18 protein-coding genes, 1 tRNA gene and 1 pseudogene are annotated in these 21,475 nt (G+C 71.4%); 12 read left to right on the forward strand and 8 right to left on the reverse strand.

Going from position 1 to position 21,475, the window contains the following annotated elements:
• Positions 1 to 2 precede the first annotated feature (2 nt).
• Positions 3 to 2,117, reverse strand: coding sequence for a SpoIIE family protein phosphatase (locus tag RM779_RS22545; RefSeq protein ID WP_311619568.1), 2,115 nt, complete (start codon positions 2,115 to 2,117; stop codon positions 3 to 5).
• A 267-nt stretch (positions 2,118 to 2,384) separates the two neighbouring features.
• On the opposite strand from RM779_RS22545, the gene RM779_RS22550 reads away from it, so the two are divergent.
• The 4 genes from RM779_RS22550 (at position 2,385) to RM779_RS22565 (ending at position 7,199) form a co-directional block, all read left to right on the forward strand.
• Positions 2,385 to 3,656, forward strand: coding sequence for an aspartate kinase (locus RM779_RS22550; protein ID WP_077060332.1), 1,272 nt, complete (start codon positions 2,385 to 2,387; stop codon positions 3,654 to 3,656).
• A gap of 406 nt (positions 3,657 to 4,062) precedes the next feature.
• On the forward strand, positions 4,063 to 4,665 hold the full coding sequence (locus RM779_RS22555; RefSeq protein WP_311619658.1) for a SigE family RNA polymerase sigma factor: 603 nt from the start codon (positions 4,063 to 4,065) through the stop codon (positions 4,663 to 4,665).
• Positions 4,662 to 6,200 carry a DUF4232 domain-containing protein gene (locus RM779_RS22560; RefSeq protein ID WP_311619569.1) on the forward strand — a complete coding sequence of 513 codons (1,539 nt, stop codon included), beginning with the start codon at positions 4,662 to 4,664 and terminating at the stop codon, positions 6,198 to 6,200. Before RM779_RS22555 ends, RM779_RS22560 begins: the two co-directional genes overlap by 4 nt.
• A gap of 90 nt (positions 6,201 to 6,290) precedes the next feature.
• A complete protein-coding gene (locus RM779_RS22565) occupies positions 6,291 to 7,199 on the forward strand; it encodes an SURF1 family protein (protein ID WP_311619570.1) in 909 nt (302 codons plus the stop codon).
• Here RM779_RS22565 and RM779_RS22570 read toward each other — a convergent pair.
• From RM779_RS22570 to RM779_RS22580, 3 genes are all read right to left on the reverse strand, one after another.
• Positions 7,138 to 8,916 (reverse strand): S9 family peptidase, encoded by a 1,779-nt coding sequence (locus RM779_RS22570; protein ID WP_311619659.1) that lies wholly within the window; start codon positions 8,914 to 8,916, stop codon positions 7,138 to 7,140. The genes RM779_RS22565 and RM779_RS22570 overlap by 62 nt on opposite strands.
• A 67-nt stretch (positions 8,917 to 8,983) precedes the next feature.
• Complete coding sequence (locus RM779_RS22575) at positions 8,984 to 9,460, reverse strand: RidA family protein (protein ID WP_311619571.1); 477 nt, start codon at positions 9,458 to 9,460, stop codon at positions 8,984 to 8,986.
• Positions 9,457 to 9,615, reverse strand: a complete 159-nt coding sequence (locus tag RM779_RS22580) for a DUF4177 domain-containing protein (protein ID WP_143659512.1) — start codon at positions 9,613 to 9,615, stop codon at positions 9,457 to 9,459. Before RM779_RS22580 ends, RM779_RS22575 begins: the two co-directional genes overlap by 4 nt.
• Positions 9,616 to 9,685: 70 nt before the next feature.
• Here RM779_RS22580 and RM779_RS22585 point away from each other — a divergent pair, with 70 nt between their 5' ends.
• Positions 9,686 to 10,759 carry an ArsA family ATPase gene (locus tag RM779_RS22585; protein WP_311619573.1) on the forward strand — a complete coding sequence of 358 codons (1,074 nt, stop codon included), beginning with the start codon at positions 9,686 to 9,688 and terminating at the stop codon, positions 10,757 to 10,759.
• Between the two features lie 208 nt (positions 10,760 to 10,967).
• Positions 10,968 to 12,314 (forward strand): ArsA family ATPase, encoded by a 1,347-nt coding sequence (locus RM779_RS22590; RefSeq protein WP_311619574.1) that lies wholly within the window; start codon positions 10,968 to 10,970, stop codon positions 12,312 to 12,314.
• A gap of 29 nt (positions 12,315 to 12,343) precedes the next feature.
• Here the strand turns inward: RM779_RS22590 and RM779_RS22595 are convergent, their stop codons facing one another.
• Complete coding sequence (locus tag RM779_RS22595) at positions 12,344 to 12,703, reverse strand: WhiB family transcriptional regulator (protein ID WP_311619575.1); 360 nt, start codon at positions 12,701 to 12,703, stop codon at positions 12,344 to 12,346.
• A gap of 339 nt (positions 12,704 to 13,042) precedes the next feature.
• Here RM779_RS22595 and RM779_RS22600 point away from each other — a divergent pair, with 339 nt between their 5' ends.
• Entirely contained in the window at positions 13,043 to 15,358 is a 2,316-nt protein-coding gene (locus RM779_RS22600) for a transglycosylase domain-containing protein (protein ID WP_311619576.1), read from the forward strand.
• A gap of 27 nt (positions 15,359 to 15,385) precedes the next feature.
• Here RM779_RS22600 and RM779_RS22605 read toward each other — a convergent pair whose 3' ends face one another.
• Positions 15,386 to 15,850 (reverse strand): GatB/YqeY domain-containing protein, encoded by a 465-nt coding sequence (locus tag RM779_RS22605; RefSeq protein WP_077063423.1) that lies wholly within the window; start codon positions 15,848 to 15,850, stop codon positions 15,386 to 15,388.
• A gap of 42 nt (positions 15,851 to 15,892) precedes the next feature.
• Here RM779_RS22605 and RM779_RS22610 point away from each other — a divergent pair, with 42 nt between their 5' ends.
• Positions 15,893 to 16,834 (forward strand): metallophosphoesterase, encoded by a 942-nt coding sequence (locus RM779_RS22610; RefSeq protein ID WP_311619577.1) that lies wholly within the window; start codon positions 15,893 to 15,895, stop codon positions 16,832 to 16,834.
• 44 nt (positions 16,835 to 16,878) lie between these two features.
• A tRNA-Pro gene (locus tag RM779_RS22615) sits at positions 16,879 to 16,952 on the forward strand.
• A 369-nt stretch (positions 16,953 to 17,321) separates the two neighbouring features.
• On the opposite strand, the gene RM779_RS22620 is transcribed toward RM779_RS22615, so the two are convergent.
• Positions 17,322 to 18,734, reverse strand: coding sequence for a hypothetical protein (locus tag RM779_RS22620; RefSeq protein WP_311619578.1), 1,413 nt, complete (start codon positions 18,732 to 18,734; stop codon positions 17,322 to 17,324).
• 267 nt (positions 18,735 to 19,001) lie between these two features.
• Between RM779_RS22620 and RM779_RS33890 the strand changes: the two are divergent.
• Together RM779_RS33890 and RM779_RS22625 are read left to right on the forward strand one after the other, a co-directional pair.
• Positions 19,002 to 19,118 (forward strand): annotated as a pseudogene (locus RM779_RS33890) (IS630 family transposase); the annotation flags it as partial.
• A gap of 218 nt (positions 19,119 to 19,336) precedes the next feature.
• On the forward strand, positions 19,337 to 20,446 hold the full coding sequence (locus tag RM779_RS22625; protein WP_311619579.1) for a serine hydrolase domain-containing protein: 1,110 nt from the start codon (positions 19,337 to 19,339) through the stop codon (positions 20,444 to 20,446).
• Between the two features lie 9 nt (positions 20,447 to 20,455).
• Here RM779_RS22625 and RM779_RS22630 read toward each other — a convergent pair whose 3' ends face one another.
• Positions 20,456 to 20,914 carry a MerR family transcriptional regulator gene (locus RM779_RS22630; RefSeq protein WP_311619580.1) on the reverse strand — a complete coding sequence of 153 codons (459 nt, stop codon included), beginning with the start codon at positions 20,912 to 20,914 and terminating at the stop codon, positions 20,456 to 20,458.
• Between the two features lie 92 nt (positions 20,915 to 21,006).
• Here RM779_RS22630 and RM779_RS22635 point away from each other — a divergent pair, with 92 nt between their 5' ends.
• The gene (locus RM779_RS22635) at positions 21,007 to 21,438 is read left to right on the forward strand and encodes a PPOX class F420-dependent oxidoreductase (RefSeq protein WP_311619581.1); all 432 of its coding nucleotides are present in this window, start codon (positions 21,007 to 21,009) and stop codon (positions 21,436 to 21,438) included.
• The last annotated feature ends 37 nt before the right edge of the window (positions 21,439 to 21,475 follow it).

Here is a 21,475-nt window from a genome sequence, read left to right on the forward strand (position 1 = left end):
GCTCAGCTCACCGGGCTGATCAGCAGCAGAGCGATATCGTCGCTGCGCGACTCCGTCTGTCGCGCGTGCCGCAGCAGGCCATCGGCGAGCTCGTCCATCGGACGGCCCGACGGCGCCCCGCCGAGCTGCGTCGCGAGCTCGGCGATCGCGTCGCCGAGGTCGATGCCGGGCCGCTCGATCAGCCCGTCCGTGTAGAGGAGCAGTACCGCGCCTTCCGGCAGCCCGGTCTCCGTGGCCGGGTACGCGGCGTCCGGCTCGATGCCGAGCAGCGGGCCGGGCGGGACCTCCAGCGCCACCACCCGCCCGTCCGGATACCGCACGAGGGGCGGCGGGTGCCCGGCCGTCGAGAGGCTCAGCCGCCGCGCGGACAGATCGAGTTGGACGTACAGACAGCTGGTGAACAGGCCCGGGTCGAGATCCGTCAGCAGCCGGTTCGCACGCGCGAGCACTTCGCCCGGTGGTTCGCCGGCGGTGGCGTGCACGGCGGTGCGCACCTGGCCCATCAACGCCGCCGCCGTCACGTTGTGGCCTTGAACGTCGCCGATCGCCGCCGCGACCGAGACCGTTCCGGAGCCGTCCTCGTCCAGCCGGATCAGGTCGTAGAAGTCGCCGCCGATCTCCATGCCGTGCGAGGCGGGCAGGTAGCGCGCGGCAACGTCGAGCCCCGGCACGCGCGGGAGCACGCGCGGCAGCAGACCGGCTTGCAGACGGCGCGCGAGGTGGTGACGCGTGTCGTGCAAGCGGGCGCGTTCCAGGGCCTGCGCGATCAGACCGGCGAGCGAGGACATGATCCCGCGCTCCTCGGCCGAGAATTCGTGCGGGCGTTCGTACGAGATGACGCAGCAGCCGACGGTCCGTCCCGTCGCGATCAGCGGCAGCATCGCCCAGGCGGACTTCCCTGACAGTTCGGCCAGCCCGGGGAAATGCGCCTCCACGGCTTCCGGCGAGGGGTAGAACGCGGGTGCGCCGTCCGCGATGACGCGGGCCGAGGGTGTGGTGGCCGGGGTCAGGGAGGCGCCGTCGAAGTGGGCGACGGCCTCGGGGCGGTAGCCGCGATGGCCGAGGGCCCGCAGCCGGCCGCCCTCGGCGACGAACATCAGCAGCCCCTGGGCGTCCAGCGCGGGCATGATCTGGCTGGCGACGAGGTCCACGACGTCCCGCACGCTGACCGCCTCGGTCAGCACGGTGGCCAGCTGCATCATGTGGTACAGCGACCCGGCCCGCGTGGGCGCCGCGCGCGCCTCCGAGACGGCGCGCGCCCCCGGCGCGGCCGACGCCGGAGTGATGCGCACGCTGATGCCGAAGGCGTCGGGGTAGAGCTGGAAGCGCAGCCACCGTTCCGGCGGCTTGAGCGCGGTGAACGATCCCGGCTGGCGGCTGAACAGCGCCGCCCGGTACCTGTCCTCGAACACCGGGTCGGACAGCCACGGCAGTGCGTCCCACGGCCGCGCGCCGAGCAGCTCGGTCACGTCGGCGCCGACGAGTTTGGCCGCGCTGCCGCTGACGTACGTCAGCCGCCCGTCCAGGTCGAGCGCCCAGCAGCCTTCCGGGAGCCGTTCCGCGAACCCGGCCGCCGCCTGCGCCTCCTCGTGCCCCGGCGTGCGCGCCCGCGGGCGCACCAGTACATGCGGCTCTTCACTCACGCGAACGGGTCGCCCTTCGCGTTCGGCCCCGGCGAGCAGGTCGGCCAGGCGGGTGGTGGTGTCGTCGAGGATGTCGCGCTCGTCCCGCGCCAGCTCGTCCGGGTGGTTCCCCGGCCAGATCAGCGCCATCGCGCCCCAGCAGGTGTCCCCGCGCAGGATCGGCACGAACGCGGCGGCGAGCGGGTAGGGCGCGGCGTCGTCCGCCCCGGCGTAGCGACGCTCCATCTCACCGACGCCGAGCCACACCAGCCGCCGGTTCTCCACGGCGTCGCCGAGCGGCTCCCCGGCGTCGACCGGCACGCGCAGCCAGTCGCCGATGAACCTGCGCGGCAGCCCGGACGTCACGGCGAGCCGCAGCACCCGTTCGCCGGGCGCCAGCAGGTAGACCCCGGCTCCGTAGGCGCCGGTCTTCCGCAGGGCCCGGATCAGCGGCGGGTCGAGAAGCTCCGGGCGCGAAGGTGGCAAACCGGCCATAAGGGAACGTTAAGCCGCCTCGGCCACGCGGGCACTTCCACCTGCTCCGGCAGACGGCCGTGCGGACCGTTCGGGTCGTCCCTTCGCAAGATCACACGCGTTGCCGTGTGACATCTCTTACGTTTCGGGCACATTTCCGTGTGCCCCGGGCTCCTCGGGGCAGGGAAGCTCGCTGAGCGGGCGGGTCGACGGGGCCGCTCGGTAGAATTTATCCGGCTGTGGTCGATTTTCGGCCATGGAAAGCAAGAGAACGAGGAGCGAGCACACGTGGGCCTTGTCGTGCAGAAGTACGGCGGCTCCTCCGTTGCCGATGCCGAAGGCATCAAGCGCGTCGCCAAGCGGGTCGTCGAGGCCAAGAAGAACGGCCACCAGGTGGTCGTCGTGGTTTCGGCAATGGGCGATTCGACGGACGAGCTGATCGATCTCGCTGGCCAGGTGTCCCCGGTCGCGCAGGGGCGCGAGCTGGACATGCTGCTGACGTCGGGAGAGCGGATCTCCATGGCGCTGCTGGCAATGGCGATCAAAGCGCTCGGGCATGAGGCACAGTCGTTCACCGGCAGTCAGGCCGGTGTCATCACCGACTCCGTTCACAACAAGGCCCGCATCATCGATGTGACCCCGGGGCGCATCCAGAGCTCCGTCGACGCGGGCAACATCGCGATCGTCGCCGGCTTCCAGGGGGTGTCCCAGAGCAGCAAGGACATCACCACCCTCGGCCGCGGCGGCTCCGACACCACCGCCGTCGCCCTCGCCGCCGCGCTCAACGCCGAGGTGTGCGAGATCTACACCGACGTCGACGGCGTTTTCACCGCCGACCCGCGCGTCGTCAAGAAGGCCCGTAAGATCGACTGGATCTCGTTCGAGGACATGCTGGAGCTGGCCAGTTCGGGTTCCAAGGTGCTGCTGCACCGCTGCGTGGAATACGCACGGCGCTACAACATCCCGATCCACGTCCGCTCGTCGTTCTCAGGGCTGAAGGGCACCTGGGTCAGCAATCAGCCGCTAGGAGGGCAGCCCATGGAGCAGGCAATCATCTCGGGTGTCGCCCACGACACCTCCGAGGCGAAGATCACCGTCGTCGGAGTTCCGGACAAGCCCGGCGAGGCCGCGAAGATTTTCCGGACCATCGCCGACTCCGAGGTCAACATCGACATGGTGGTGCAGAACGTCTCCGCCGCGTCCACCGGCCTGACGGACATTTCGTTCACCCTCCCCAAGTCCGAGGGGCACAAGGCGATCGAGGCCCTGGAGAAGCGGCGCTCGCTGATCGGCTTCGACGCGTTGCGCTACGACGACCAGATCGCCAAGATCTCCCTGGTCGGCGCGGGGATGAAGACCAACCCCGGTGTGACGGCGACCTTCTTCGAGGCGCTGTCGAACGCGGGGGTCAACATCGAGCTGATCTCCACCTCGGAAATCCGGATCTCCGTCGTGACCCGCGAGGACGATGTGAATCAGGCGGTGCGCGCCGTCCACTCCGCGTTCGGTCTTGACAGCGAGTCCGAGGAAGCGGTCGTGTATGGAGGGACCGGGCGCTGATTCGCCAACGGGTCGCTCGCCGGGTCGTGCGTCGGATCGTCAACGGGTCGTGCGTCGGATCGCTCGGCGGATCGCTCGTCGTCTGGCCGATGTTGGCCAGATGTGAAGCTCTCGTGACCAAGTCGTAGGCCCGCATGGCTTGCTCCAGACCAATCCGCCGAGAGACGATTTCTACTCCCCGCACCGCTGGAAACCAACTGCGGTGCGGGGAGTGTCTTTAGTGCCCCTACCGGGGCCGGGACGCGGACCGATTGGGATCTTCACGGCGGGCGGTGGGTGTGACACGAAGTGAGGCAAAAGCCAGCAGCCTGCCCGCGCCGTACAACCTTTGCGGGGGAGAGCGTGTCCAACAGACGTGGCAGAGGTTGCAGAGGTTCTCGGTTTCCCGTCGGTACCGCCGCGCCGCCTGCCCGCCCTCGGGGGTGGGCCGGTGACCGCTCCCCTCCCGGCCTCGCGGCCGGCACGTGTCCACGCCTCCGGCGAGGACGCGGACGAAGCCATGGCTGAGAGCGCGGCCGGCACCACGATCGACTTCCTGACGGAGACCTACCGCGCCCACTACCGTTCCCTGCTCGGCCTCGCCGCCCTGCTGCTCGACGACACGGCCTCCTGCGAGGACGTGGTCCAGGAGGCGTTCATCCGCGTGCACTCCGCGCGCGGGCGCGTCCGCGACCCCGAGAAGACCCTCGCCTACCTGCGGCAGACCGTCGTCAACCTGTCCCGGTCCACGCTCCGCCGCCGCATACTGGGCCTCAAGCTGCTCGCCAAGCCCCTGCCCGACGTGGCCAGCGCCGAGGAAGGCGCCTACGAACAGCTGGAGCGCGCCGACCTGATCAAGGCGATGCGCGGCCTCCAGCGCCGCCAGCGTGAAGTGCTGGTGCTGCGCTACTTCGCCGACATGTCCGAGGCCGAGGTCGCCAAGACGCTCGGCATCTCCGCCGGTTCGGTCAAGGCATACGGCTCGCGCGGCATCGCCGCGCTGCGCGTGGCCATGGAGGCCGTCCGATGAGTGACCGCGACTCCGGCCGCCGCCTCCCAGAAGACCCGGCGGACCGGCCGGAGGCCGAGCCCGCACGCGCCGGCGTGCCGCAGGCGGACGGCGTGCCGCAGGCGGACGGCGTGCCGCGGGCGGACGGCGTGCTGCGGGCGGACGGCGAGGGCAGGGCGGAGGGCGAGGGCAGGGCGGCCGGCGAAGGCCCGTCGGCCGGCGGCGCCGGCGGCGCCGGCGGTGGCCCATTGAACGACGAGGACCGGCTGCGGGAACTCCTGCGGGACGTCGTGGACGGCATCGAGCCCTCGACCGACTCCCTCGACCAGCTGCGGCAGGCCGTTCCCGCCCGGCGCCGCAGGAAGCGGCAGCTGCTGCTCGGCACCGCGGCCTCCGTCGCCCTGCTCGGCCTCGGCGCGCCCATCGTCGTCACCGCGGCGGCCGGTTCCGGCGGCGGCAGCGACCAGGCGCGCGACATCCGCGGCGGCACCCCGCTGGACGGCGAGGACCGCGCCGGCGGCAGCTCGGACGAGTCGCTCGGGCGTTACGCGCCGGGTTCCGAGGCGCCGCTGCCCGGCGAGCACGCCGAGGGCGGCATCGACCCGTCTCTGCCGGGCGGCGCCGAGGGCGAGGGGCAGTCGGACGGCACCTCGCCCGACCCCGAGGTGACCATGGGCGTCACCTCTCCGACGTGCGACCGCAGCCAGCTCGGCGAGGTCGAGACCGTCCTCGAACCGCCGGACGAGCAGGGCCGCATCTACGGCCTCATCCGCCTCGCCAACGTCTCCGACCAGCCCTGCCGCGTCCGAGGCAACGGCGAGCTGGCCGCGCTGCCCCTCGCCCAGGGCGGCTCCGCCGACGTGCAGATCGTCGACCGCACCGAGGGCGACCGCGCCACCGAACTGCCCGCGCCCGACGAGTCCTTCGAGGAGTTGGTGCTGCCGCCGGGCGAGGCGTATCAGGTGCAGTTCGCCTGGGTGCCCGCGGAGACCTCCATCGGCAGCTGCGAGGTCGACGACGGCGGCGACCGCGGCGCTCCGCCGAGCAGCGGTCCGTCGCCCAGCACGTCCCCCGACCCGATGAGCACCGACGACGCGGGAGGCGGAACGCGTTCCCGGACCACCGGCAGCAGCGGTGAGGCCGGCGGCACGGGCGGTGCGGGCGGCACCGCGGACGACGGCGGCAAGGACGGTACGGACGGCACGTCCGGCGGCACGGTCGGCGCCACGACGGGCGCGGAGCAGGGCGGGACGAGCAGCGGCAGCGGGAACGGCGGCACCGGCGGGCCGAAGCCCTCGGCACCGGGCACCGACGGCCCGAGCACCAGCCCGGGCAACGACTCAGGCGGCTCAGGCGGCTCCGGTGACCCCAGCGGGGAGCCCACCGACGGCGAGGACCCGGCCGAGGAACCCGCGGGGAACCAGGGCGCGGACGCCGGCGTGCTGCTGCGCTACACCCCGGACGCCGGGGAGCCCGCGGCCGCACAGATCCGGATGGAGGGCACGTGCGCGGGAACGATCTACCGGACGGGTGTGCTCCAGGCCCCGACGGCATAGGCCCCGACGGCATAGGCCCCGAGGACATAGGCCCCGAGGGCACAGGCCCCGACAGCACAGGCCCGGCCCGGCGGAAGTACCGTTGAGTGCGTGTACCGGTTCCTGCTGACCCCCCGCTGGTGGGCGATCAACCTCTTTGTGGTGCTGTCGATCCCTGTCTGCCTGATCGCGGGCACCTGGCAGCTGGCGCGCTTCGAGGACCAGGTGGACTCGCACCGCGAGCAGCAGGAGCGCGCCGAGGCGACGGACGCGCCGCGGCCGCTCGCCGAGCTGCTGCCGCTGACCACCGAGACCGTCGGCAGGCAGGCCGAGGTCACCGGCACCTATGACGTCGAGCAGCAACTGCTCGTGCCCGAGCGCATGTTGGAGGGCAAGCGCGGCTACTTCGTGCTGACCCCGCTGCGGCCGGCCGACGGGGGCCCGGCGGTGCCGGTCGTCCGCGGCTGGCTGCCGGGCGCGGCCGACGACGCCGCCCCGCCCGCGCCGCCGGAGGGCGAAGTCACCGTCACCGGGGCCCTGCAGGCCGCCGAGTCGCCCAGCAAGGTCACCACGCCGACCACCGGGCTGCCCGCCGGTCAGCTGGGCGTGATCGGCGCCGCCTCGCTGATCAACGTGCTGCCGTACGACGTTTCCGACTCCTGGATCACGGTGCGGGACGCCGAGGAGCCGATGGCCGCCGTGCCCGCCGAGGCACCGACCGGTACCGGCCTCGACATGGACGCGTTCCAGAACCTCGGGTACACCGCCGAGTGGTTCGTCTTCGCGGCGTTCGCCGTGTTCATGTGGTTCCGCCTGTTCCGGCGGGAGGTGGAGTCCCAGCACGACGCCGAGCTGGAACGCCTCCTCACCGACGCCGGAACGCCCGCCGCGGAGCCCGGAACGGCCGCGGCCACCGCCACGGCCGATGCCGGAACGGCTGGGACCGTCGCCGGAACGGCTACGACGGCGGACGCTTCAGATGCTGCTGTGCGAACCGGATCTCCTGCGCCACCTGCTTGATCCGCTCCTCCACCACGAGCGAGCCGTGCCCCGCGTCGTACCGGTACACCTCGTGCGGGGTGCCCTGCCCGGCGAGGCGCTCCACATAGTTCTCGATCTGACGGATCGGGCACCGCGGATCGTTCACCCCCGCCGAGATGTAGACCGGCACCCGCACCCGGTCGACGTACGTGATCGGCGAGGACGCCGCCCAGCGCTCGGGCACCTCCTGCGGCGTGCCGCCCAGCAGGGTGCGGTCCATCGCCTTCAGCGCCTCCATCTCGTCCTCGTACGCGGCGACGTAGTCGGCCACCGGCACGGCGGCGACGCCGACCGCCCACGCGTCCGGCTGCACGCCGAGGCCGAGCAGCGTGAGGTAGCCGCCCCACGAGCCGCCCGTCAGCACCAGCCGCTCCGGATCGGCGAGCCCCGAGGAGACGGCCCACTCCCGCACCGCCCCGATGTCCTCCAGCTCGATCAGCCCGATGCGGTGCTTCAGCGCGTCCGTCCACTCCCGCCCGTACCCGGTCGAACCGCGGTAGTTGACCCGGACGACCGCGAAGCCGTGGTCGAGCCACGCCGCGGGCCCCGCCGTGAACGCGTCGCTGTCGTGCGCGGTCGGTCCGCCGTGGATCTCGAACACCGTCGGGAACGGACCCTCGCCGCCCGGCGGCGTCTGCACCAGCGCGTGCACCCGGCCGCCCGGACCCGCCACCCACGCGTCCGTCACCGGGACGGACGGCGGGGGACGCATCCCCGGCGGGTCCAGCACGATCCGGCCGGACGTCGACCTGATCTGCGGCGGCTCGGCCGCCGACGACCACAGGTACTCGGCGGTGCCGTCCGGGCGCGCGGTGGCCCCGGAAACCGTGCCCTGCGGCGTCTCGACGCGCGCGAGCGCGCCCTCGGCCAGGTCGTAGCGCCACAGCTCGCTGCGCGCCTGCCGGCTGTGCTCGACCAGCAGGCCCGCCGCGTCGGGATACCACTCGGCGGCCACGTCGCCCGGCAGGTCGAACGCCGGCTCGGTCTGCTCGCCCGTCAGCGGGTCCCAGATCATCGGCTCCCACCGGCCGCGCCGCTGGTGCCCGATGAGCAGCCGGGAGTCGCCGTCCACCGGCGCGAAGCCGAGCACGGACAGGCCCAGCTCCTTGGTGCCGCCCTCGGTGTCGTCCAGCTCGGCGACCGTGCTGCCGTCCGGGCGCACCACGCGCACGGCCGAGTGCATCGCGTCGCCGTGCTCGGTGTGCTCGACGGCCAGCAGCGTGCCGTCGTGCGACAGGTCACCGACGCCGCCGGACTGGCGGTGCCGGTAGATCTCGACCGGCTCGCCGCCCGGCCGCACCACGTGGATGGTGGTGCCGTCCTCCTCGGTCATCCGGCCCACGACCGCCGTGCCGTCGTGGCCGAGCGCGAGGCCCGCCGGGAACGACGGCTGGAGGCCGGGCACCGCGGGCTCGTCCGGCCCGCCGTGGAACGGCTGCCGCATCCACACGCCGAACTCGTCGCCGTCCGTGTCGGCGAACCACCACACCCACGCCCCGTCCGGGCTGAGCGTCCCGGTGACCGTCCCGTTCGGCCGGTCGGTGGCCTGGCGCTGCTCGCCGCTCGCCCGGTCCCACGCGTACAGCTCGAAGGTGCCCGTCGCGTTCGACACGAAGAGCGAACGGTCCGGCGCGTGCCGCGCCCACTGCGGCAGGCCCACGCGCGGCGCGCGGAAGCGCTTCTCCCAGTCGGGCATGGGCTGCCGACCGGGCGCGGGCTCCTGCACGCCGCCGGAAGCACTCCCGGAGGCCCCCGCGTCGTCGTCAGTCATCCGTCAGCTCCACGACGATCTCGACCTCCACCGGGGCGTCGAGCGGCAGCACCGCCACGCCCACCGCGCTGCGCGCGTGCCGCCCGCGCTCGCCCAGGACGTCGCCGAACAGCTCACTTGCCCCGTTGATCACCTGCGGCTGCCCGGTGAACCCCGGTGCGGAGGCCACGAACCCGACCACCTTCACCACGCGCTCGATCCGGTCCAGGTCCCCGGCGACCGACTTGACCGCGGCCAGGGCATTGAGCGCGCAGATCCGCGCCAGCTCCTTGGCGCGCTCCGGGCTGACCTCGGCGCCGACCTTCCCCGCGGTCGGCAGCTCGCCGCCGACCATCGGGACCTGTCCCGACGTGTACACGTACCGGCCGCTCCGCACCGCCGGCACGTACGCGGCGACCGGCGGCACGACCTCGGGCAGCGCGATCCCCAGCTCGGCGAGCCGCGCCTCGACGGCGCCGCCCCCGCTCACTGCGGCTTCTCGCGCTTGAAGTACGCCACCAGCTGTTCCGGATTCGGTCCCGGGATCACCTGCACCAACTCCCAGCCGTCGTCCCCCCAGTTGTCCAGGATCTGCTTGGTGGCGTGCACCAGCAGCGGCACGGTCGCGTATTCCCACTTCTTCATGGCCCTCACTCTAGCGACCACCACTGACACCCCAGGGGCCGTTCCCCTCCGCTCACGTACGCTGCCAGACGTGAGCGGAACGGGCATGAGCGGCACCGGCGGCCCCCCCGGCGGCGGTGGCACCGGCCTCCCCGGCGGCGGTGGCACCGGCGGCCTCCCCGGCGGCGGTGGCAGCGGCGGCAGCGCGGGCGGGACCAGGCTGCACGTGGTCAGCGGCAAGGGCGGCACCGGCAAGACCACCGTCGCCGCCGCCCTTGCCCTCGCCCTCGCCGAACGCGGCAGGCGCACCCTGCTGGTCGAGGTCGAGGGGCGGCAGGGCATCGCCCAGCTCTTCGAGACCGAGGCGCTGCCCTACGAGGAACGCCGGATCGCCATCGGCCCCGGCGGCGGCGAGGTCTTCGCGCTCGCCATCGACGCCGAGCAGGCGCTGCTCGACTACCTTCAGATGTTCTACAAGCTCGGCGGCGCGGGCCGCGCCCTGCGCCGCATCGGCGCCATCGACTTCGTCACCACCGTCGCGCCGGGCCTGCGCGACGTGCTGCTGACCGGCAAGGCGTGCGAAGCGGTCAGGCGGCGCGGCCCCGACGGCGGCGAACGGGCCTACGACGCGGTCGTGATGGACGCCCCGCCGACCGGCCGCATCGCCCGGTTCCTCGGTGTCAACAACGAGGTCGCCGGGCTCGCGCGCGTCGGCCCGGTGCACCACCAGGCGCAGGCCGTCATGCGGGTGCTGAGGTCGGCCGAGACAGCGGTCCACCTGGTCACGCTGCTGGAGGAGATGCCGGTGCAGGAGACGGCCGACGGCGTCGCGGAGTTGCGTGCCGCGGGCCTCCCGGTCGGCGCTGTGGTGGTCAACATGGTCAGGCCGGCCCACCACCTGCCCGCGGTGCCGGAGGGGCAGGCGGGCGAACGCGCTGTTGCCCGCGCCCTGGCCGCGGCCGGTCTGCCCGACGCCGCCGCGCTCGCCGCCCCGCTGCTCGCACAGGGCCGCGAGCACGCGCAGCGGCTGGCGCTGGAGAAGGCCCAGCGCGCCGAGCTGAACGGGCTGCGCCTGCCCGTTCACGAACTGCCGCTCCTCGACGAGGGTGCCGACCTGGCCGGCCTGTACCGGCTGGCGCGCCGCCTGCGCGAACTGGCCTGGTGAAGGCCCGTGGAGGCGGGGTGGGAACGGTGCTGCCCGCATGAGACCCGCAAGAGACCCGCATGAGGCCCGCATGAGGCGTGTATGAGGCCCGCATGAGGCGTGTATGAGGCCCGCATGAGGCCATGTGCGGACACCGCCGCACCGGACGTGATCAGGACGCCGTCGGAACACCGCCAGCACCCGGGCGGTGCGGGGAGGAGCCCGAACCGTGAGTGAGGACGTGCCCGCGCTCGACATCGACCCGCTGCTCGACGACCGCGGCATCCGCATCGTCGTCTGCTGCGGCTCCGGCGGCGTCGGCAAGACGACGACCGCCGCCGCGCTCGGCCTGCGCGCCGCGGAGCGCGGGCGCCGCGTCGTGGTGCTGACGATCGACCCGGCCCGGCGGCTGGCCCAGTCGATGGGGCTGACCGAGCTGGACAACGTGCCGCGGCCCGTTCCCGGCATCGATCCGGCGGCGGGCGGCGAGCTGTTCGCGATGATGCTGGACATGAAGCGGACGTTCGACGAGATCGTCGAGGCGCACGCCGACCGGGCGCGCGCCCGCGCGATCCTGGACAACCCGTTCTACCAGTCGCTGTCCGCGGGCTTCGCGGGCACGCAGGAGTACATGGCGATGGAGAAGCTGGGCCAGCTCGCCGCGACCGGCGACTGGGACCTGATCGTCGTCGACACCCCGCCCAGCCGCTCCGCGCTCGACTTCCTCGACGCGCCGCAGCGGCTCGGCTCGTTCCTCGACGGCCGCTTCATCCGCGTGCTGATGGCCCCGGCCAAGGCGGGCGGCCGCGCGGGGCGGAAGGTGATGAGCCTCGGCATGGCCGGGCTCTCGATGGTCACCGGCACGCTCGGCAAGGTGCTCGGCGCGGCGCTGCTGCGGGACGTGCAGACGTTCGTGGCCGCCATGGACACGATGTTCGGCGGGTTCAGGACCCGCGCCGACGCCACCTATCAGCTGCTCCAGGCGCGCGGCACCGCGTTCCTCGTCGTCGCGGCACCGGAACGGGACGCGCTGCGCGAGGCGGCGTACTTCGTCGAACGGCTCGGCGCGGAACGGATGCCGCTGGCCGGCCTCGTGCTCAACCGCGTGCACACGTCAGCCGCCGCGCGGCTCGGCGCGGAGCGTGCCGCCGCGGCGGCCGAGGCGCTGGACGCGAAGAATCTTGCGGGGGGCGGCATTGTGGATCATCTGCCCGGGCAGGATGGCTCACGGGGCGGCCGCCGCTCTCCCGAAGGCACGTCTCCGGCGGCTCCGCCCACGCCGTCGGCCGACGACGAGCCCGGCGAAAACCCCCGCCGTTCGGATGCCCATCCCGCTGTCCGTTCCGACCGGCTCACCGCGGACTTGCTGCGCGTTCACGCCGAGCGCATGCGCCGGCTCGCGCGCGAGGCGCGCACTCGGGCCCGTTTCACCGCGCTGCATCCCGAGGTGCCCGTGGCGGAAGTGGCCGCGCTGCCCGGCGACGTGCACGATCTCGCCGGGCTGCGGACCATCGGCCGCGAGCTGGCGGGGGGCGCGGACGGCCCGGCCGTGGGGTCCGGGAACGTGGGGTCCTGAAACGGGGGATGACCGGGACGGGGAGCGGATCAGCCGGCCTGTGCGAAGTCCTGGTAGGCCCCCGCTGGCAGCTCCTCGTAGTCATGTGATGCCGCGACAGGACGAGTTGTGCTGCGCTCGTACTCCATGCGCGCCGTCTCCAGCAGCCGCCGCCAGGAGGTGACGGTGGGCCGCCGGCGCAGCAGCGCGCGCCGTTCCCGCTCGGTCATGCCGCCCCAGACGCCGAACTCGACCCGGTTGTCGAGCGCGTCCGCGAGGCACTCCGTGCGCACCGGACACCCGGTACAGACCGCTTTTGCCCTGTTCTGAGCAGCCCCTTGTACGAACAGTTCATCCGGATCAGTTGTGCGGCAGGCCGCCTGCGCACTCCAGTCGGTAACCCAGCTCATGCCGGTGCCGTCCTCTCCCGAATCGAGGCTCCCCCACGGCGGCAAGTGGCATATTCACCCTTGCCAGTCCAGGACGTTACGGAACGCGAGCACGGCACAACACCCCCAGGGGGTCCATTCTTGAATGGCCCGTTCGGACTATGGGCTGTGGGCTTCACCCGCACGAGTGAAACAAGGGTCCGGCTGGTAAACACCTGTGCCGAGGAGAGGCACAACCTCTCCTCGCCTCACCCCAATGGGTGATCGAGCGCTTGACGGCTGGCCGTTTCTGTGAACTGTGAGTAGCGTAGGCGAACAGATGGACCCCTGTCCGGCTTTTGAGAACGTAGGCTTGCTGCCATGAGTAGGAAGCGTCCGGGTGGCGGGCTGAGCGCGACTCAACAGGTAGCCAAGTTCCTCGGGGTCAGCGTGCTGTCGGGGGCGGTCCTCGCGGGCCTCGCCCTGCCCGCCGTGGGGGCGTTCGGCCTCGCGGCCAGGGGCACGATGGAGGGGTTCGACGAGATCCCGGCCATGATGGAGCGCCCCCCGCTCAGCCAGAAGACGACGATCCTGGACGCCGAGGGCAACCGCATCGCGGACGTCTACTCCAGGAACCGCACGGTGATCGAGCTCGACGAGATGTCGGAGTACCTGCCGCAGGCGCTCATCGCCATCGAGGACGCCCGCTTCTACGAGCACGGCGCGGTCGACCTGCGCGGCATCATGCGCGCGCTCACGACCAACGTGGAGTCCGGCGGGGTCGAGCAGGGCGCCTCGACCCTGACCCAGCAGTACGTGAAGAACGTGTTTGTCGAGGCCGCGGGCGACGATCCGGAGGCCGTGGCCGAGGCCACCATCCAGAGCGGCGCCGCGGGCCTCGGGCGCAAGATCCGGGAGATGAAGTACGCGATTCAGCTCGAACAGGAGCTGACCAAGGACCAAATCCTCGAAAATTACCTCAACATCACGTATTTCGGGCAGCAGGCGTACGGCGCCGAGGCCGCGGCCCAGCGCTACTTCTCCAAGCCCGCCGCCGACCTGGCCCTCCACGAAGCCGCCCTGCTCGCCGGCCTCGTGCAGTCGCCCAGCCAGTACGACCCGGTGAACGACGACCAGGCCGCTCTCCAGCGGCGCAACACCGTTCTCCAGAGCATGGTCGTCACCGGCGACATCACCCAGGCCGAGGCCGACGAGGCCAAGGCCCTCGACCTCGGCCTCAATGTGAGCCAGCCGCGCAACGGCTGCATCACCGCCGTCAACGACGCCGGGTTCTTCTGCGACTACGTGAAGCACGAGTTCCTGGCCAACCCGGTCTTCGGCGAGACCCGCGAGGATCGCGAAGCCCTGTGGGCGCTCGGCGGCCTCACCATCCAGACCTCCCTCGACCCGCAGGCGCAGGAAGCCGCCGCGCAGGCGGCACGCGACGGCGCGTTCGCCGACGACTCCGTCTCCGCCACCGTCGTGGCCGTCGAGCCCGGCACCGGGCACATCCTGTCGATGGCGCAGAGCCGCCCCTACGGCAACGATCCGGAGCAGCACCAGACCACCATCAATCTCAACGTCTCGCAGGAGATGGGCGGCTCCAACTACGGCTTCCAGCCCGGCTCCACCTTCAAGCCCATCACCGCGGCGGCGGCCCTCGAAGGCGGCATCTCGCCGGCCCGCGAGTTCACGACGGACAATGAGCTGACCGTTCCCAAGGCCGACTTCAGGAACTGCGAGGGCCAGCCGCTCACCGACGAGGCCGAGCCCAACTACGAGCTGGGCAACGAGCGGGACGACATGGAAGGCACCTGGGACATGACCGAGGCCCTCGCCGACTCGGTCAACACCTACTTCGTCGAGCTGGAGCGCGAGGCCGGGCTCTGCGAGACGATGCGGACGGCCGCCGAAATGGGCGTCGAGCGCGGCGACAACGAGCCGCTGGCCGCCGTACCGTCCCTCACCCTCGGCAGCGAGACCATCGCGCCGCTCCAGATCGCCAACGTCTACGCCACGTTCGCCGCCCGCGGCATGTACTGCGCCCCGGCCGCCATCACGGCGGTGACGGACGCGGAGGGCGAGGAGCTGCCCGTTCCCGAGCCCGAGTGCGAGCGCGCCATCTCCGAGCGGAACGCCGACCTCATCAACGCCATGCTGCGGAATGTTGTCGACAACGGCACGGGCAGCTCCGTCGCCATCCCCGGGCGGCAGGTCGCGGGCAAGACCGGCACGACGAACGACCGGCGCGACGTGTGGTTCGCGGGCCACACCCCCGAGGTCGCGACGGCCGTGCACGTCGGCAACGAGAACGAGAACCAGGCCATGGTCGACATCAACATCGCCGGCCAGTTCTACGAGCAGGCGGGCGGCGCCAGCGTCGCCGGGCCCATCTGGCGCCAGGCCATGACGGGCGCGCTCGCCGACGTGCCGCCCTCCACGTTCGCGCCGGTCGAGGTGCCCCGGGGCGACGATGACGACGACGACCGCGGTGACGACGACCGGCCCGGCGACAACCGTCCCGGTGACGGCGGCGGTAATGGCGGCAACGGCGGTGGTGGCAACGGCAACGGCGGCGGTGGGGACGGCGGCGACAACGACGGGGACAACGGAGGCGGCGGGCGTCCCGACATCGACCTGCCGGGCTTCCCGCCGGACATCTTCAACCCGGACGGCGGGGGCGGCCGCGGCGACTGAGGCGCGGCGGACGCAGGGGCCGCCCGGTCAGCCCGCCAGGGCCTTCTTGACCGCGGCGGCCACCCGGCCGCCCTCGGCCCGCCCGGCGACCCTCGGGTTCACGATCTTCATGACGGCACCCATCGCCCGCGGGCCCTCCGCGCCGCCCGCCCGCGCCTCGGCGACCGCCGCGGCCACCAGCTCGCCCAACTCCTCGTCCGACAGCTGCTTCGGCAGGTAGCCGGCCAGGATCTCGCCCTCGGCCCGCTCCCGTTCCGCCTGGGCGGGCCTGCCGCCCTTGTCGAACGCCTCCGCCGCCTCGCGCCGCTTCTTCGCCTCCCGCGCGATCACCTTCTGCACCTCGGCATCGGACAGCTCGCGGGCCGTGTCACCCGCGACCTCCTCCGTGGTAACGGCGGCCAGCGCCATCCGCAGAGTGGCGGAACGCAGCTCGTCGCGCTCCTTGATCGATGCCGTCAGGTCGTCCCGCAGGCGGGACTTGAACGTGGTCATGCCCCCCATTGTGCGCCACCGTTCATCTGAAACGATGGCCCCATGCGCGCCCGCTACCGCATTCCGCTCAACACCGCCCTCACCGCGACCGCCCTGTCCGCCGCCGCGGTCGCCTACGCCGCCGGATTCGAAGTGAGGTCCTTCCGCCTGCGCCGGGTCACCGTCCCGGTCCTCCCGCCGGGCGGTCGCCCGCTGCGCGTCCTGCACGTCTCCGACATCCACATGGTGTCGGGACAGCGGAAGAAGCAGCGCTGGCTGCACTCCCTCGCCGGGCTGCGCCCCGACTTCGTGATCAACACCGGCGACAACCTCTCCGACCCCGAGGCGGCCCCAGAAGCCCTGGACGCCCTCGGCCCGCTCATGGAGTTCCCCGGCGCGTACGTCTTCGGCTCGAACGACTACTACGCCCCCCGCCCGCGCAACCCGGCCCGCTACCTCGCGGAACGCGCAACCGGCCGCCACGGCCTCAACGGCAACGCGCCCGCGCACAACGTTCCCAGGAACCCGTGGTGGGAGCTGCGCGACGCGTTCGACGACGCGGGCTGGGTCAACCTCACCAACACCCGCGGGCGCCTGAAGGCGGCCGGCGCGGACATCGCCCTCACCGGCCTCGACGACCCGCACATCCGCCGCGACCGCTACGACGATGTCGCCGGCGGCCCCGAGCCCGGCGCCGACCTCGCCCTCGCCGTGGTCCACGCCCCCTACCTGCGGGTCCTCGACGCGTTCACCGCCGACGGCTACCCCCTGATCCTGGCCGGTCACACCCACGGCGGCCAACTGTGCATCCCGTTCTACGGCGCACTGGTCACCAACTGCGACATCGAGCCGGCCCGCGTCAAGGGCCTCTCCACCCACGAAACCCCCGCCCACACCTCCTACCTCCACGTCTCGGCAGGCTGCGGCACCAACCGCTACACCCCCGTCCGCTTCGCCTGCCCCCCGGAGGCCACCCTGCTGACGCTGACCCCCCGCGAAACCTGATTTCCCGTACGCGACCCGGTCGGCTAGAGTAGTCGTCGCTGCACCGGGGTGTGGCGCAGCTTGGCAGCGCGCTTCGTTCGGGACGAAGAGGCCGTGGGTTCAAATCCCGCCACCCCGACAGAGAAACACCAGGTCAGGGGCCTGATCCGCGACAGCGGGTCGGGCCCCTGAGTGGTTTCTCGCCCCTTCCTGAGTGGCCGTTTGGGAGCCAGCTCCAAACGGCCACTCAGCAAGATCTCGCGCCGCGAGCACCACCTTGCAGGCGGGGTACCCCGTAGCGGGGCCACGGCCTCTGACCTCGCCACTGGTCACCGTTTCCGGTGCCTGGCGCCGCCCGTGTCGCGCCAGAACGGATGGAATAGGCACGAGCGGACCGTGCCAAGACTTCTATGTGCCTCAGCGGCTGTCGGCGAATCGGTGGGCCTTGATGACCGCCCGCAGCGGATCGCGAGGTGGGAACGGCGATGGTCGTAGGCAACGCCGGGACCTACGATTGCCTACGGCGCCTCTTGGTGGCAAGTGTCTTGTCATATCCCCGGGTGTGATTCCGCCTGTGCCGCTCCTTGACCGCCTCGTGTGGCGGAGCGGTGGCACGGTCTACGACGATGGAGACGGACATCCCTTCCGTTGCCCGCTCGGTGCCGAGCGTCCTCAGGTCGTCGAGAGTGGTGCCCACTGTGCCGACGAGCCCATTCTTCACAAGCTCGGTGAACTCTGTGTTCCCCAGGTAGCGATCAACGTACCCGTATCCCAGACGTCTGCCTCCGTTCGGGCCCCGTGTACCGTCGTCCTCCAGCAGCAACCGTACGTACGGCACTGGGAGATACATGCCTGGCGCGGGACCGGGGTCGATAGTTTCCTCAGATGGCCAGTAGGCGAGTTTCACAAAGCAGGGGTCCGCGCCCAGCCGCCACTCGTGAGGTGCCAGCGCAGTCCTACTCAACGCGGCGACCTTGTCCAGGCGGTCAAGCTGGCCGAGCAGTCGCTTATCCACGTACATCCATCGGGTGCCCGCAGCGGAAGGAAGCCGTTTGGCCTGCACGAGGATGAAACTTTGGGTGGCCTCATGGTAGTAAATCAGGTCCGCGCCCAGCCTTTCTTCCACCGGTGTCGCGTTGATGTTCGCTACCTCGATCCGGCTGCCGAGATGTTCGAAGACGTGGATGTCACAGCGAAAAGATGCCCCGGAGGCATGACTTCCAGGCTGCCACCCTGCTTCGCTGAACACATCGACGTCGATACCGAGGCGGCGTGCGTCGTGTTCAATCAGGCCCTGCTCGAACGGCTCCGGGATTAGCCCGGCCAGGAAAGGGGCGTCAGGTTCGCTCGGCCGCCGCCAGGCCGCAAGTCGTGAGGGTGGGATGTTGCCGATTGCGAGCCCTAGCCGGGTCATGTCGTACTGCTCTTGCCACAAGCGATCTTCAGCGCGTCGCGAGTCCAACGGATCGGGCTCGGCCGCTTCTCCAAGAAAGCCGAGCATGATGCGCAACAGGTCGTGCTGCTGTGCAAGAACCGCTAGCAACGCCTCCGAGGCTTCGTCTCCAAGCACAGTGACTTCGCCTGACAGCATCCCCGCAAGGTCGTGCCGTAGGTGAAGCGGCACCCTGTCGAGGAGCGGTCGCATAAGGAGCTGTACGGGACACTCCCGCACCAGCTCGACGGCGATCCGGGCATCAACGGCTGCGACCTTGTCCCCACGGGGCCGCCGCACGACACCCAGCCAAGCCAGCCGGCCTTGGTCGCTCTGGGCGGAAGTCCGCTCAAGGAGCAGAGTGATATGGGGTGTCCGATCGCGAGGCAGGGCGGCGGCCGCCACCGTCTTGGTGAAGGACTGCTTGATCCGCAACTCCGTGTCAATGCGGTCCAGTTCCTCGGCGCTGAGCGCTACGACGTAGACCATGCACGGAGGATACGGGAATCCAGGCCTAGCCTGCTCAGGGCCAGCCTGAAGCGACGTGTCGAAATGCCGATGAAGGCGGGCCCGGTGCGCAGCTAGGGCTAGGTAACCCAAGACCGACGAGGACCACATCGTCCTACCCGATGGAAGGCTGGCCTTGCGCCATTTGGGAGCGGACCAGCCTGGCGGAGAGGCACGAGCTACTGAACTTGATTGGGTGTCGGAGTGTTCGCCTGATGTGCGGGGAGGGCGCTGTGTACCTCCTGAGGTGTGGGATATGCGCAGGGCGGCGGGCTGACCGATGCCGGGAGGGCTGTTCGGGAGCGCGTCCGGTTAGAGGCTGTGACCGGTTTCGAGCGTGGGGCGACGACCAGCGGGATCGCTGCTGTGCGGCCATGCCGGTACAGCAGTCGAGTGGAGAAACCACAGCGGCCATGCGTGACTCTCAACCTCCCCGCCCGGAGTTCGGGACGGAGAGGTTGTGGGTTCGCATTCCGCTCGGTGGGGTGGGGGTAACCCCCGGGTGGATATGGCGAAGCCCCATCGTGGCTGTCCGGCTGCTCCAGCAAGCTCTCTGCGTACGGGTCCTTCACCGGGAGGTCGGGATGGTGCGCACGCATCGGGTGCTGGTGGCTGCGACGGCGGTGTTGGCGGTGGTCGCGGGGGCGGCCACTGCCTCGGCCTCGCCGGGGGAGGTCGGGGTGCAGGAACGGCTGGACGATGTCGTGGCCGCCGGTGCGGTGGGCGCGCTGGTGGAGGTGCGTGACGAACGTGGCGTGTGGGGCGGGACCAGCGGGGTCGCCGAACTGGACACGACGCGGGCGGTGCCGGCTCGCGGTCAGTTCCGGGTGGGCAGTATCTCGAAGACGTTCGTCGCCACCGTCGCTCTGCAACTCGTCGGGGAAGAGCGGCTGCGGCTGGACGACTCGGTCGAAGCGTGGCTGCCCGGAGTCGTTCCGGATGGTCACCGCATCACCGTGCGGCAGCTGCTGAACCACACCAGCGGTTTGTACGACTACAAGCCCACGCTGCCGATGCCGCCGGAGCCGGAGTTCCTGGACCACCGGTGGCGGACCTGGACCGCGGCCGAGCTGGTCGAGCGCGCGGTGGCCAACCCGCCGTCGTTCGAACCGCCGGGTTCGGACTACTCGTACTCGAACACCGGTTACCTCCTGCTCGGCCAGATCATCGAGGAGGTGACCGGGCGGTCGTACGGCGAGGAGATCGAACGCCGGATCATCCGGCCGTTGCGATTGCGGGACACCTCGCTGCCGGGGGCGTCGCCGCTCATGCCCGGGCCGCATGCGCGCGGTTACGTGCCGATACGGCAGGACGGTGAGGAACGTCTCGTCGACTACACGGAGATGAATCCGTCGGTGCTGGGCGCGGGCGGCGAGATGATCTCCACGGCACGTGATCTCAACCGGTTCATGGCGGCCCTGCTCGGCGGGCGCCTCCTGCCGGGTCAGCTGCTCGACGAGATGATGACACCGGGTGTCGAGGACCGGGAGTACGGGTTGGGGCTGGCCTGGCAGGACACCTCGTGCGGGGTCCGTGTGTACGGCAACGACGGCGATGCCCTGGCGTACCAGTCCTGGTCGTTCGCCACGGAGGATGGACGCCGCCAGGTCGCGGTCGCGCTCACGCCCGACTTCCGGGGCGACCCCGACGACGCCGTTGACGCGCTGCTGAACGAGGCTTTCTGCGGCGCGTGAGCGCTCGGCTTAGCGGCGGCGCGTGCGCCGGGGCGCAGGCGGCGCCGGCGGGGCGGGCGGCGCGGGCGCGGGCGGCGCGAACGAGTCGCAGGCGCGGGTGCGGGGGTTGTCCGGCATGCGGTGTTCGGTGGCGTCGATGTAGTCGTGCAGGGCCTGGCGGGAACGGGTCAGCGTGTCGATGTGGTCGTCGAGGTCCCGCAGGCGGGCGCGGAGGGCGTCGAGGAGTTCGGGGCAGGGTTCGAGGTCGGGGGCCGCGCCGGCGGCGCAGGGGAGCAGAAAGCCGATGTCCTGGGTCGAGAGGCCGGCGTGGAGCAGCTTCCTGATCTGGGACACGGTCACGACGGCGTCGTCGGTGTACTCGCGGTAGCCGTTGGCGCCGCGGCCGGGCTCAAGGAGGCCCTGCGTCTCGTAGTAGCGCAGTTGGTGGGTGTGGACTCCGGTCTGCCGGCTGAGTTCCCCGATCAGCATGCCCGTTTCTCCTTGACCTTCATGCCGGTGTGAAGGTTGATGATTCTGTCATGACGCCACACGTCACACCGCGTTCCCAGGAAGTGATCACGATGACCGCCACAACTTTCAGTCCGCATGCGCTCCTCGCGGAAAGCCGGCTCGGTGTCCTGGCGACGATCAAGTCGGACGGCTGTCCGCAGCTGTCCCCCGTTCAGCCGTTCTACGACCGGGCGGCGAACGTCATCCACATCTCGACGAGGGAGGGGCTCGCCAAGACGGCGAATCTGCGCCGCGACCCGCGGGCCGCGCTGGAGGTGACGAGCGCCGACGGCATGGCGTGGGCCACCGCGGAGGGCACGGTGGCCCTCACCGGCCCGGGGACGGACCCGCGCGGTCCGGCGGTCGAGGCGTTGGTGGACTACTACCGCGCCGCCGCGGGGGAGCACCCGGACTGGGAGGAGTACCGGCAGGTGATGGTGTCGGACCGCAGGGTGCTCCTCACACTGGCGGTCGACCACGTGTACGGCGCCAGGATCGGCTGACCGCGCGCCGCCTGTGCCGCGCGTGTGCCGCGCGTGT

Origin of the sequence: Streptomyces johnsoniae (assembly GCF_031845565.1) — a bacterium.
Lineage (GTDB): Bacteria > Actinomycetota > Actinomycetes > Streptomycetales > Streptomycetaceae > Streptomyces > Streptomyces johnsoniae.

Coding starts and splice junctions, on each gene's coding strand:
- RM779_RS22545 (WP_311619568.1), bottom strand. CDS start 2,117: ATGGCCGGTTTGCCACCTTCGCGCCCGGAGCTTCTCGACCCGCCGCTG.
- RM779_RS22560 (WP_311619569.1), top strand. CDS start 4,662: ATGAGTGACCGCGACTCCGGCCGCCGCCTCCCAGAAGACCCGGCGGAC.
- RM779_RS22570 (WP_311619659.1), bottom strand. CDS start 8,916: ATGCCCGACTGGGAGAAGCGCTTCCGCGCGCCGCGCGTGGGCCTGCCG.
- RM779_RS22580 (WP_143659512.1), bottom strand. CDS start 9,615: ATGAAGAAGTGGGAATACGCGACCGTGCCGCTGCTGGTGCACGCCACC.
- RM779_RS22595 (WP_311619575.1), bottom strand. CDS start 12,703: ATGAGCTGGGTTACCGACTGGAGTGCGCAGGCGGCCTGCCGCACAACT.
- RM779_RS22600 (WP_311619576.1), top strand. CDS start 13,043: ATGAGTAGGAAGCGTCCGGGTGGCGGGCTGAGCGCGACTCAACAGGTA.
- RM779_RS22605 (WP_077063423.1), bottom strand. CDS start 15,850: ATGACCACGTTCAAGTCCCGCCTGCGGGACGACCTGACGGCATCGATC.
- RM779_RS22610 (WP_311619577.1), top strand. CDS start 15,893: ATGCGCGCCCGCTACCGCATTCCGCTCAACACCGCCCTCACCGCGACC.
- RM779_RS22620 (WP_311619578.1), bottom strand. CDS start 18,734: ATGGTCTACGTCGTAGCGCTCAGCGCCGAGGAACTGGACCGCATTGAC.
- RM779_RS22625 (WP_311619579.1), top strand. CDS start 19,337: ATGGTGCGCACGCATCGGGTGCTGGTGGCTGCGACGGCGGTGTTGGCG.
- RM779_RS22630 (WP_311619580.1), bottom strand. CDS start 20,914: ATGCTGATCGGGGAACTCAGCCGGCAGACCGGAGTCCACACCCACCAA.
- RM779_RS22635 (WP_311619581.1), top strand. CDS start 21,007: ATGACCGCCACAACTTTCAGTCCGCATGCGCTCCTCGCGGAAAGCCGG.